This is a genomic window from Micromonospora yasonensis (genome assembly GCF_026013475.1).
Classification (GTDB): domain Bacteria; phylum Actinomycetota; class Actinomycetes; order Mycobacteriales; family Micromonosporaceae; genus Micromonospora; species Micromonospora yasonensis.
The window spans coordinates 1-11973 of sequence record NZ_JAPDPH010000218.1 but is presented as its reverse complement, the minus strand read 5'-3'; the positions used below and the strand labels follow the sequence as shown (position 1 = coordinate 11973).

At 73.0% G+C, this 11973-nt stretch carries 11 protein-coding genes; 9 read left to right on the top strand and 2 right to left on the bottom strand.

What is annotated here, in order from left to right; genetic code table 11:
• Window positions 1-273: 273 nt before the first annotated feature.
• Entirely contained in the window at window positions 274-801 is a 528-nt protein-coding gene (locus tag ONA70_RS29705) for an AAA family ATPase (RefSeq protein ID WP_265009803.1), read from the top strand.
• A gap of 47 nt (window positions 802-848) precedes the next feature.
• The gene (locus ONA70_RS29700; RefSeq protein ID WP_265009802.1) at window positions 849-2180 is read left to right on the top strand and encodes an MATE family efflux transporter; all 1332 of its coding nucleotides are present in this window, start codon (window positions 849-851) and stop codon (window positions 2178-2180) included.
• Window positions 2181-2210: 30 nt separating this feature from the next.
• On the opposite strand, the gene ONA70_RS29695 is transcribed toward ONA70_RS29700, so the two are convergent.
• Together ONA70_RS29695 and ONA70_RS29690 are read right to left on the bottom strand one after the other, a co-directional pair.
• On the bottom strand, window positions 2211-3242 hold the full coding sequence (locus tag ONA70_RS29695) for a hypothetical protein (protein ID WP_265009801.1): 1032 nt from the start codon (window positions 3240-3242) through the stop codon (window positions 2211-2213).
• Between the two features lie 85 nt (window positions 3243-3327).
• Complete coding sequence (locus ONA70_RS29690) at window positions 3328-4329, bottom strand: hypothetical protein (protein ID WP_265009800.1); 1002 nt, start codon at window positions 4327-4329, stop codon at window positions 3328-3330.
• A gap of 109 nt (window positions 4330-4438) precedes the next feature.
• On the opposite strand from ONA70_RS29690, the gene truB reads away from it, so the two are divergent.
• From truB to ONA70_RS29655, 7 genes are all read left to right on the top strand, one after another.
• Window positions 4439-5323: a tRNA pseudouridine(55) synthase TruB gene (gene truB, locus ONA70_RS29685; protein WP_265009799.1), complete on the top strand. Its 885-nt coding sequence runs from the start codon at window positions 4439-4441 to the stop codon at window positions 5321-5323.
• Window positions 5324-5367: 44 nt separating this feature from the next.
• Window positions 5368-5775 (top strand): IS607 family transposase, encoded by a 408-nt coding sequence (locus tag ONA70_RS29680; RefSeq protein WP_406601266.1) that lies wholly within the window; start codon window positions 5368-5370, stop codon window positions 5773-5775.
• The gene (locus tag ONA70_RS29675; RefSeq protein WP_265009798.1) at window positions 5772-6275 is read left to right on the top strand and encodes a transposase; all 504 of its coding nucleotides are present in this window, start codon (window positions 5772-5774) and stop codon (window positions 6273-6275) included. The genes ONA70_RS29680 and ONA70_RS29675 overlap by 4 nt, the downstream gene beginning before the upstream one ends.
• Before the next feature lie 209 nt (window positions 6276-6484).
• Complete coding sequence (locus ONA70_RS29670) at window positions 6485-7411, top strand: bifunctional riboflavin kinase/FAD synthetase (protein ID WP_265009797.1); 927 nt, start codon at window positions 6485-6487, stop codon at window positions 7409-7411.
• 205 nt (window positions 7412-7616) lie between these two features.
• Window positions 7617-7886 (top strand): 30S ribosomal protein S15, encoded by a 270-nt coding sequence (gene rpsO, locus ONA70_RS29665; protein ID WP_043962418.1) that lies wholly within the window; start codon window positions 7617-7619, stop codon window positions 7884-7886.
• Between the two features lie 220 nt (window positions 7887-8106).
• A complete protein-coding gene (locus ONA70_RS29660; RefSeq protein ID WP_265009796.1) occupies window positions 8107-10473 on the top strand; it encodes a polyribonucleotide nucleotidyltransferase in 2367 nt (788 codons plus the stop codon).
• A 174-nt stretch (window positions 10474-10647) separates the two neighbouring features.
• On the top strand, window positions 10648-11973 hold a 1326-nt coding region (locus ONA70_RS29655; protein WP_406601265.1), incomplete at its 3' end, for a M16 family metallopeptidase.

Below are 11973 nucleotides of genomic sequence, written 5' to 3'. Positions count from 1 at the left end.
CCTCCCCCCCCCTCCCTACCCCCTTCCCCCCCCCCCCGCCCCTCCCAACCCCCCGGGGGCCCCCCCGCCAGTGACGACGGGCTTCAGCGACGGCTTCAGGTCGCGGCGCGGCACCAGACGCGCCGAGCTGACGTCGTCGTAGCAGCGCGTACCACGCGCCGAGCTGAAGCCGTCGTAGCAGGCCGTCCGGCGGTGACGCCGGCTGGGAGGACGTCACCCCCCGCACCGGTCGCCCGCTGTCCGGTACGACGGGCCCGGCGATACCGTCGCCCGGTGCGTCGCATCCTGATCGTCGGCAGTTCCGGCGCCGGCAAGAGCACGCTGGCCCGTGCGGTCGCCCGGCGGCTCGACCTCCCCCTGATCCACCTCGACCGGTACTACTGGCGCCCGGGCTGGACCGCCCCGGTCGACGCCGACTTCCGCGCCGAGGTGGCCGCGCTCGCCGCCCGCCCGGCCTGGGTGATGGACGGCAACTACGGCAGCACCCTCGATCTCCGCCTGCCCCGCGCCGACCTGCTGGTGCTCTGCGACCCGTCCCGGCTGCGCTGCCTCGCCCGGGTGTTGCGCCGTCGCTGGACGTACCGCGCCACGTCCCGGCCGGACCTCCCGGAGGGCTGCCCCGAGCAGCTCGACCTCCAGTTCCTCCGCTACGTGTGGACCTATCCCCGCCGCTCCCGCCCCCGGGTACTGGCCGCCGCCCGCACGATCGCGCCCGACCTCCCGGTGCTGCGCCTCCGTACCCGCCGGCAGGTCCACCGCTGGCTGGCCACCCTCCCCCCGCCGGTGCCGTCGCGTAAGTAACGCAGGCGCTTGCGTCCCTTACCTGTCGCGTGCCAGGATCGGCGACGATGAGCCAGACCGCCGCCCCCGCCCCCGCCGTCGGCACCGCCTCGCCGCGCCGGATCGCCGCGCTCGCCCTGCCCGCCCTGGTGGTGCTCGCCGCCGAGCCGCTCTACGTCCTGGTCGACACGGCCGTGGTGGGGCACCTGGGCCGCGTCCCGCTCGCCGCGCTCGCCGTCGGCGGCACGGTGATGACGCTGACCGCCTGGCTCGGCACCGTCGTCGCGTACGGCACCACGGGGCGGTCGGCCCGCCGGTTCGGCGCGGGGGATCGGGCCGCCGCGGTGGCCGAGGGGGTGCAGTCGTCCTGGCTCGCGGTGACCGTCGGCGTGCTGCTGGCGCTCGCCGTCGGCGTCGGCGGCGGGTGGCTGGCGCGTACCCTCGTCGGCGGCCCCGGGGCGGTGGCCGACGCCGCCGCGAACTGGCTGCGGATCGCGGCGCTCGGCGCGCCCGGGCTGCTGCTCGCCGCCGCCGGCAACGGCTGGCTGCGCGGCATCCAGGACACCCGTCGGCCGCTGCTCTTCGTGCTCGCGCCCAACCTGCTCTCCGCGCTGCTCTGCCCGCTGCTGGTCTACCCGGCCGGGTTGGGGCTGGCCGGGTCGGCGGTGGCGAACGCCGTCGCGCAGACCCTCTCCGGCATCCTCTTCGCGGCGGCGCTGGTGCGCGAGCGGGTCTCCCTGCGCCCCCGGCCCCGGATGATCCGCCAGCAGCTCGTGCTCAGCCGGGACCTGCTCATCCGCGGCGTCGCCTTCCAGGCGAGCTTCCTCTCCGCCACCGCCGTGGCGGCCCGGTTCGGCGCGGCCGCGGTCGGCGCCCACCAGATCGCCGTACAGCTGTGGTTCTTCACCGCCCTGGTGCTGGACGCCCTCGCGATCGCCGCGCAGGCGCTGATCGGCGCCGCGCTCGGTGCCGGCGACGCGGCCGGCGCCCGGTTCCTCGCCCGCCGGATCGCCCTGCTCGGCGGCCTCTGCGGCATGGCCTTCGCGGTGCTGATCGCCGCCGGCGCCGGCCTGGTGCCGTCCTGGTTCAGCTCCGATCCGCAGGTACGCGAGCAGGCCATGATCGCCTGGCCGTGGTTCGTCGCCTTGCAGCCGATCGGCGGCGTGGTGTTCGCCCTCGACGGGGTGCTGATCGGCGCCGGGGACGTCCGCTACCTGCGCAACCTCACCATCGTGGCGGCGCTGGGCGGCTTCCTGCCGGCCATCTGGCTGGCCTACGGGCTCGACCTCGGCCTCGGCGGGATCTGGGCCGGGCTGACCCTGTTCGTGGTGCTCCGGCTGGTCGCGCTGCTGCTGCGGCTGCGCTCCGGCGGCTGGGCGGTGGTCGGCGCGGTCCGCTGACCACCGTCGCGACCCCCTACCGCGATCCGGTCAGCAGGGGTCCGCGACGTCCAGGGTGTGGTCGGGGTCGTAGGCGGCGTCCGGGTCCTCGGTGTCGACTGGTCCACTGAGGGCCGGCATGCCCGCCTCCAGTTCCAGCACGCCCTTGTCCAAGGCCGCACAGTCGACGTTCACGACGTAGGCATCCGCCTCCCAGAGCCAGAGCCCGTTCGAGTTGGCCCTGACGTCGTTTTGGTGCGGCACCTGCCAGACCACCGTGTCGTGCACCAGGACCACCCCGTCGTCGGGGTTCGGACTGGTGGTCTGGAAGGCGTAGACCCAGACGAAGTTGGTGATCACCTCCAGCACGCGGATGCCGTCCTTGTCGCGGGTCGCCCGGTAGGTGACCCGTCCCTTGACCCGGGGCTGGTGCTTGGTCAGCCGCGCTTCCGGTCCGAGTCGGGTCGCATAGTTGGCGAACGCCCCGGAGATGAAGTCCGCCCTGATGTTGGCTCGGTCGTCCGGGGCGAGCTGCCGGATGAGCCGTTCCGGGTCCTTCGCCGTCATGAACGAACGGTCCAGCCGGGCCGTCACCAGGGCTTTCCGGACCTTCGCCAGCGCCGCCGCCACCTGCTTCTCGGTGAACGGGCCGGTCCGCTTCGCCGCCGGCAGGGCGATCCCCGCCGCACCCTCCGGGAAAGCGGCCGCCGGAGTGCCGTCGAACGGGCCGGCCGCTGGCGGCGGCGACGCCGAGGTCACGGCCTGCTCACCCGGCGGCGCGCTGATCGTCGGGTATGCCGCCGAGGGCTCGCCCCAGCGCTGGAACGCCCGGTAGCCGGCGGTGCCGACGAGCCCGAAGAAGGTGAGCAGCAGCAGCGCCGCCGCGCCGCCGAGCAGCTTGACGGAGTGCTGACTCAGCCAGATCCGGCGGCGGTCGGCGGCGCTCGGCTCGGCGTCAGGCTGCGGATGGCGCAGCCAGTCCGGGACCGTCCCCAGCCCGTCGGTGGACGCCGTCCACGGGTCGGGATGGCTCGGCGGGTCGGGACGGTGCGGCGATTCGGGGGTCGGCCCGTGGTCGGTCATCGTGGTTCCCAGGGACGGTGCGGCGGGGCACTGCATGATCGCACCGGCGCGGCCATCGCGCTGCCCCGCCCGTTTCCGGTACGCCTCAGCAGGTGTCCGGGAGGTCCAGCGCCTGGTCCGGGTCGAAGACCGCGTCGGGGTCCGGGTCGTCCGGGCCGCCGCTGCCGGGCCTGCCCAGGTCGAGCAGGCCCTTGTCGAAGGCCGCGCAGTCGATGTTGGCGGCGTACGAGTCCGCGTCCTCGATCCACAGCCCGTTCGAACCGCGCTCGACGTCGTCGGGATGCGGCACGCTCCAGACCACCGTGTCGTGCACCACGACCAGCCCGTCGCCCGGTCCGGTGCTGCTGGTTTCCAAGGCGTACGCCCAGACGAAGTTGGTGGTCACCGCCAGGATCCGGATGCCGTCGGCGTCCTTGGTGGCCCGGTAGCTGACCCGACCCTTCACCCGGGGCTGGTCGGCGGTGAGCCGGGCGCCGGGCGCCAGCCGGGTGGCGAACGCGGCAAAGGTGTCGGAGGCGAAGTCCTTGCGCAGGTCGGCGCGGGCGTCCCGGGCGAACTGCCGGATCAACGGTTCGGGGTCCGCCGTGGTCATGAACCGGCGGTCCAGCCGGGCGGTCACCACGGCCGTCCGGACCTTCGCCAGCGCGGCCGCCACCTGCTTCTCGGTGAACGGGCCGGTGCGTTTCGGGGCCGGCAGCACGATCCCCGCCGGCCCTTGCGGGAACGCGGCGGCAGGGGTGCCGTCGAACGGGCCGGCCGCCGCGGGCGGCGGCGCGGACGTCTCGGCCGGCTCGCCGGCCGGCGGGCTGATCGTCGGGAACACCACCCGCCGCCCGTCGGCCTGCGGGATCGACACCAGCACGGCGACGCCGACCACCCCGACGAAGGCGAGCAGCAGCAGTACGGTCACGCCGCTCAGCATCGTGCCGGAGTGCCGGCCCAGCCAGCTCCGCAGCCCGCCGTCACGGCTCGAGTCGGCGTCGCCGTGCGGCTGGCGCGGCCACGGCGGGGCCGTTGCCGGCCCGGCCCCGGAGGGCGCCGGGGCGGGGTTGGGCGGTGCTGCGGAGTTCGGCCGATCGTCGGTCATCGCGGCCTCCGGTCAGGAGTGGGCGAGATGTCCCTGAGTGTCACACCTTGTCGCTCGCCGCGGTATCCCCCGGCCGGGCCGGAACCGGGGTCTGGCAGGCTTGGCGGTCGTGAGCACAGACGGTCTGATCGTGGTCGACAAGCCCGGGGGCATGACGTCGCACGACGTGGTGGCGCGGATCCGGCGGCTGGCGCGTACCCGGCGGGTCGGGCACGGCGGCACGCTCGACCCGATGGCCACCGGCGTGCTGGTGATCGGGGTGGGCCGGGCCACCCGGCTGCTCACCTACGTGATCGGCGCCGGCAAGAGCTACACCGCGACGGTCCGGCTCGGCCAGGCCACGGTCACCGACGACGCCGAGGGTGACGTCATCGCCACCACCCCCACCACGGGCGTGGCCGACGACGCGATCCGGGCCGCGCTCGCCGCGCTCACCGGCGAGATCGACCAGGTGCCGAGCGCGGTGAGCGCCATCAAGATCAACGGTGAGCGGGCGTACAAGCGGGTCCGCGAGGGGGAGAGCGTCGAGCTGCCCGCCCGCCGGGTCACCGTCTCCCGGCTGGACGTGCTGGCGATCCGCCGGGACACCCCGGACGTGGTCGACGTCGACATCGACGTGACCTGCTCGTCCGGGACGTACATCCGGGCCATCGCCCGGGACGCGGGCCTGGCGCTGCGGGTCGGCGGCCACCTGACCGCGCTGCGCCGGACCGCGGTCGGCGGCTTCACGCTGGCCGAGGCGGCCACCCTCGACGAGTTGGAGCAGCGCGCGCCCGACGTGGTCAACCTGCCGCTGGACGCCGCCGCCGACCGGTTCTTCCCGCGCCGCGACGCCACGCCGCAGGAGGTGAAGATCCTGTCCCACGGCGGTCCGCTCGACCCGGCCGGCATCGCCGGGCCGTACGCGGTGTTCGGCCCGGACGGCGGACTGATCGCTATCGTCAGCGAGCGGGACGGCCGGGCCCGCGCGGAGATCGTGCTCGCCCCGGCCTGACGACGGCGGCGCGGAGCACCTGGCGAGCAGGGGAGGAGCGACGAGTGGTTGCTTTCCTAGAGCTGCCCACAATTGAGGGGGCGATGCAGCAGTTCTGCCTCGCTCGCGGCCTGGCGGTGGACGAGTGGATCAGCGAGGCCGGCGGCGGGATGAACCTTCGCCGCAAGAAATTCCTGGCGTTGATGGACGCTGTCGAGCGGGGTGAGGTTGGCACGCTGGTGGTGGCGCACAAGGACCGGCTGGCCCGGTTCGGGTTCGAGTTGCTGGAGCCTCTGGCGGCGCGTGGCGGCTGCGAGATCGTCGTCGCCAGCCAGGAGCCCCTGTCCCCGCAGCAGGAACTGGTGGAGGACCTGCTGGCCATCGTGCGCACCTTCTCCGGCCGGCTGGACGGTCTGCGCCGCTACGCCAAGGCGTTGAAAGGGGCAGACTTGACCATGGAGGGTGACCGGTGAAGGTCACCCGGATCGCCTACTCGGCTCGGCTGAATCCGGGCAAGTACGCCGCCCTGGTGGAGCAGGCCCGCCGGCTGGGTCGGGTGCGTAGTGAGGTGTGGCAGCGTTACGGCTCGATGCTCGGAGTCGGGTCCGGGTTGAGAGACCGGCAGGTGCGGGACCGGCAGGCCGCCCGCCACCGCGCCCTGGTGCGTACGGAGATCTTCACCGCCGTGCACGAGGTCGTCGACAAGGCCGCCACCGTGATCGCCGAAGACCTCACCAAACGCTTCACCGGCCGCAAGAAGCTTGGCAAGAACATCAACCGGCGTCTCGCCGCGTGGACCAAAGGAATCACCGCCGAGGCCCTGAAAAACGTGTCGGAGCGCAGAGGTTCTGCGCACGTTCCCGTCAACGCCGCCTACACCTCACAAACCTGCCACCGCTGCGGAGCCTTCGGCCGACGCGACGGGGACAGGTTTCACTGCATCTCGTGCGGGTGGTGTGGCAGGCCGACGTGAACGCCGCGATCAACATCCTGCAGCGAGCAGGCGACCCCGACATCGCCCTGCACACCTCACACCACAGGGTGAAGCAGATCCTGCAGGACCGAATCGATCGCCACCGGACCAGACTGCCGGTCCAGGGCTCCAGCCCGGCAACAGCCGAGCGGAGAGCGAACTATCCCAACTGCTCAGCTATGGGCAACGAGTAGGAAGCAGGAGCGGGAATGCAGCGGTGGCGGGGGTACGAGGCGGCACCCGGCGGTTGGGGCCGTTCGGTGGTCACCATCGGCGTCTTCGACGGGGTGCACAAGGGACATCAGGCCACCATCGGCCACGCCGTGGCGCGCGCCCGGGAGTTGGGCGTCAAGTCGGTGGTGGTCACCTTCGACCCGCACCCGGCCGAGGTGGTCCGGCCCGGTTCGCACCCGGCGGTGCTCACCGAGCCGGCCCGCAAGGCGGAGCTGATCGAGGCGCTCGGCGTCGACGTGCTCTGCGTGGTGCCGTTCACCCCGGAGTTCTCCCGGCTGCCCGCCGAGGCGTTCGTGCACGACATCCTGGTCGAGCACCTGCACGCCGCGCTGGTGGTGGTCGGCGCCAACTTCCGGTTCGGGCACAAGGCGGCCGGCGACGTGGCCCTGCTGGAGCGGCTGGGCCGCACCTTCGGCTTCGGGGTGCAGGGCGGCCCGCTGGTCGCCGAGGCGGGGACGGTCTTCTCCTCCACGTACATCCGCTCGTGCGTCGACGCGGGCGACGTGACCGCGGCGGCCGCCGCCCTCGGCCGTCCGCACCGGGTGGAGGGCGTGGTGGTCCGCGGCGACCAGCGCGGCCGTGAGCTGGGCTTTCCCACCGCCAACCTGCTGACCCACCGGTACGCGGCGGTCCCCGCCGACGGTGTCTACGCCGCCCGGCTGGTCCGCCGGGGCGGCGAGCCCCTGGCCGCGGCCGTCTCGATCGGCACCAACCCGACCTTCTCCGGCCGCGAGCGCCGGGTGGAGGCCTACGCGCTGGACTTCACCGGCGACCTGTACGGCGAGCGGCTGGCGCTGGACTTCGTGACGCACCTGCGGGAACAACGGACGTACGACTCGATCGAGCCGTTGGTGGCCCAGATCGCCGAGGACGTCGCGCGGACCCGGCGGGCGCTGGGCTGAGCCCGGCGGCCCGCCCGGGACCGCGTCGCGCGGCCCTTGACCGGGTGGTACCCGACCGGGCTGGTAGTCTGGCGGGGACGTCGGCTGACCGACGCGGGGCCTCGCGTGCCTGCACGACGCCGCGGGTGCGAGGAACCGGTCCGTCCTCCGGTCGCTCCGACCGCTCCGATGGACCTCATCGAACGACCCACGAAACAGGGAGAACATGGCGCTCGACCAGGAAGCCAAGGCCAAGATCCGCGCGGAGTACGCGACCGCCGAGGGCGACACCGGTTCGCCGGAGGTGCAGGTCGCGGTCCTCACCAAGCGGATCGCCGAGCTCACCGAGCACCTGAAGGTGCACAAGCACGACCACCACAGCCGCCGCGGGCTGCTGCTGCTGGTCGGCCGTCGCCGTCGGCTGCTCAACTACGTCCAGAAGAAGGACATCAACCGCTACCGGTCGCTCATCGAGCGACTCGGCCTGCGTCGGTGACCTGACGGGGGAGTGGCCGTTCGGCCGCTCCCCCGTTCCGGTACCACGGAAAACCGGGCCACGCGACCACCCGAGAGGGGGCCGGTCGGCGTACCGGTCTCCGGTAGTGGCCTCCGGGCACCCCGGCATCCGCCGGTCACCCGGGCGCTTCGATCGAAGACCGGCCGTCTGAGCAGCTCCCGCGTCGTGGGCCCCCGATGCGAAGGAGCATTGCCGCACCATGACCGAGAACCGACTCGGCACCGAAGCCCGTACCGCCGTTATCGACAACGGCTCGTTCGGCACCCGGGAGATCACCTTCTCCACCGGCCGGCTGGCCCGCCAGGCCGCCGGCTCCGTCATCGCCCAGCTGGGCGAGACGGTCGTTCTCTCCGCGACCACGGCCAGCAAGCAGCCGCGGGAGCAGTTCGACTTCTTCCCGCTGACCGTCGACGTCGAGGAGCGGATGTACGCCGCGGGCCGGATCCCCGGCTCGTTCTTCCGCCGCGAGGGCCGGCCCAGCGAGGACGCCATCCTCACCTGCCGGCTGATCGACCGGCCGCTGCGCCCGTCCTTCGTCAAGGGCCTGCGCAACGAGGTCCAGGTCGTCGAGACCGTGCTGGCGCTCGACCCGCAGCACCCGTACGACGTGGTGGCGATCAACGCCGCCTCGATGTCGACCAAGCTCTCCGGCCTGCCGTTCTCCGGCCCGATCGGGGCCACCCGGATGGCGCACGTCGACGGCCAGTGGGTCGCCTTCCCGACCCACGAGGAGCTGGCCCGGGCCACCTTCGACATGGTGGTCGCTGGCCGCGCCCTGCCGGACGGCGACGTCGCGATCATGATGGTCGAGGCCGAGGCCACCGAGCACACCGTGAAGCTGGTCGCCGACGGGGCCCCGGCCCCGACCGAGGAGGTCGTCGCCAGCGGCCTGGAGGCCGCCAAGCCGGCCATCCGCGAGCTGTGCCGGGCGCAGAGCGAGCTGGCCGAGGTGGCCGCCAAGCCGACCGTCGAGTTCCCGGTCTTCCTCGACTACGCCGACGACGCGTACGAGGCGGTGGCCGAGGTGGCCCGCGGCGAGGTCGCCGAGGCGCTGAAGATCGCCGGCAAGCACGACCGCGAGGAGGCGCTGGACCGGATCAAGGCCAAGGTCGCCGAGGAGCTGGGCGCGCGCTTCGAGGGCCGGGAGAAGGAGCTCTCCGCCGCGTTCCGCTCGCTGACCAAGTCCGAGGTCCGCAGCCGGGTGCTGCGCGAGCAGGTCCGCATCGACGGCCGCGGCCTGCGCGACATCCGTCCGCTGACCGCCGAGGTCGGCGTGCTGCCGCGGGTGCACGGCTCGGCGCTCTTCGAGCGGGGTGAGACCCAGATCCTGGGCGTCACCACGCTCAACATGCTGCGCATGGAGCAGTCGCTGGACACCCTCTCCCCGGAGAAGTCCAAGCGCTACATGCACAACTACAACTTCCCGCCGTACTCCACCGGTGAGACCGGCCGGGTCGGTTCGCCGAAGCGGCGCGAGATCGGCCACGGCGCACTCGCCGAGCGGGCGCTGATCCCGGTGCTGCCGTCGCGCGAGGAGTTCCCGTACGCCATCCGGCAGGTCTCCGAGGCGCTCGGCTCCAACGGTTCGACCTCGATGGGTTCGGTCTGCGCCTCGACGCTGGGCCTGCTCTCGGCCGGTGTGCCGCTGAAGGCGCCGGTCGCCGGCATCGCCATGGGCCTCATCTCCGACGAGGTCGATGGCAAGACCCAGTACGTGACGCTGACCGACATCCTCGGTGCCGAGGACGCGTTCGGCGACATGGACTTCAAGGTGGCCGGCACCCGGGAGTTCGTCACCGCGCTGCAGCTCGACACCAAGCTCGACGGCATCCCGTCGGACGTGCTGGCCGCCGCGCTGCAGCAGGCGCACGAGGCCCGGCAGACCATCCTCGACGTGATGCAGCGGGCCATCGAGGCCCCGGCCGAGATGTCGGACTACGCCCCGCGGGTCACCACCGTCAAGATCCCGGTCGACAAGATCGGCATGGTGATCGGCCCGAAGGGCCAGACCATCAACGCCATCCAGGACGAGACCGGCGCCGAGATCTCCATCGAGGACGACGGCACCATCTACGTCGGCGCGACCAACGGGCCGTCGGCCCAGGCCGCGGTCGAGCGGATCAACGCGATCGCCAACCCGACCCTGCCGAAGGTGGGCGACCGGTTCCTCGGCACCGTGGTGAAGACCGCCGCGTTCGGCGCCTTCATCTCCCTGCTGCCCGGCCGGGACGGCCTGCTGCACATCTCCAAGGTGGGCGACGGCAAGCGGGTCGAGAAGGTCGAGGACTTCCTCAACGTTGGCGACAAGGTCGAGGTGGAGATCGCCGACATCGACCAGCGCGGCAAGATCTACCTGGACAAGGTCCGCCCGGAGGGCGCCGAGGCGCCGGCCGCCGGTGAGGCCGCCGGCGGCGAGCGGCCGGCCGGCCGGGACCGCGGCGACCGTGGCCCGCGTGACCGGGGCGACCGCGAGCGTGGCGGCCGTGGTCCGGAGCGGGGCGAGGGTGGCGAGGGCGGCGAGGGCGGCGGCGAGTCCCGCCCGCGTCGCCGGACCCGGCACAGCTGATCCACCGACCGGCCGGGCGACGCCGACGGCGTCACCCGGCCGGTCCACGGCTCCAGGTCGGAGCGCCGCGTATGCGCCGAGCTGGAGCCGTCGCTCGTCACCCCCACCCCCTCGTCAAACTGAGAGCAGGTTTTCGTGAGCCGGCGTTCGCCTTTCCCTGCGATTCGACGGGGGGTGGCGCCGTCCGGCGCCGTCCGGCACGCGACCGGGACCGTCCGGTCCGCCGGCGGCACGACCCGGGCGGTGACCCGCACGCTGAGCGAGGACCCGCTGGGCGGCACCGTACGCCGTACCGTGCTGCCCAGCGGCCTGCGCGTGCTCACCGAGGCGATCCCGGCGATGCGCAGCGTCTCGTTCGGCATCTGGGTCGCGGTCGGCTCCCGGGACGAGACCGGCCCGCAGGCCGGCGCCGCGCACTTCCTGGAGCACCTGCTGTTCAAGGGCACCCGGAAGCGCACCGCGCTGGACATCTCCGCCGAGATCGAGGCGGTGGGCGGCGAGACCAACGCCTTCACCACGAAGGAATACACCTGCTACTACGCCCGGGTGCTGGACGAGGACCTGCCGCTGGCCATCGACGTCATGTGCGACCTGGTCGCCGACTCGGTGCTGAACGCCGCCGACGTGGAGACCGAGCGCGGCGTCATCCTCGAAGAGATTGCCATGCACGACGACGAGCCCGGCGACGAGGTGCACGACCTCTTCGCCCGCGCCGTGTACGGCGACCACCCCCTCGGCCGGCTGATCTCCGGGACCGAGGAGACGGTCACCCCGATGACCCGGCGGCAGATCCAGAACTTCTACCGCCGCCGTTACACGGCACCGCAGATCGTCATCGCCGCCGCCGGGAACCTCGACCACGCGACCGTGGTCAAGCTGGTCCGGCAGGCGGTGCGCGGCACCCCGCTGGACACCGACCCGGCGGTGCCGGCCGCGTACCGGCCGGCCACCCCGACGGTACGCACGAAGCCGGCCGGCACCCTGGTCGAGCCGAAGGAGACCGAGCAGGCGCACGTCATCCTCGGCTGCCCGGGCATCGACCGCCTCGACGAGCGGCGCTTCGCCCTCGGCGTACTCAACAACGTCCTCGGCGGCGGCATGTCCAGCCGGCTGTTCCAGGAGATCCGCGAGCAGCGCGGCCTGGCCTACTCCGTCTACTCGTACGCCAGCCAGTACGCCGACAGCGGCCTGTTCGCCGTCTACGCCGGCTGCGCCCCGGGCAAGGTGGACGAGGTGCTCGGGCTGACCCGGGTCGAACTGGCCAAGGTGGCCGCCGGCGGGATCACCGAGGCCGAGCTGGCCCGGGGCAAGGGGATGAGCAAGGGCTCCTTCGTCCTCGGCCTGGAGGACACCGGCTCCCGGATGAGCCGGCTGGCCAAGGGCGAACTGCTCTACGGCAACCTGATGCCGGTGGACGAGTTGCTCGCCCGGGTCGACGCGGTCACCCTCGACGAGGTGAACGCGCTCGCCGCCGACCTGCTCGACCGGCCGATGTCCCTC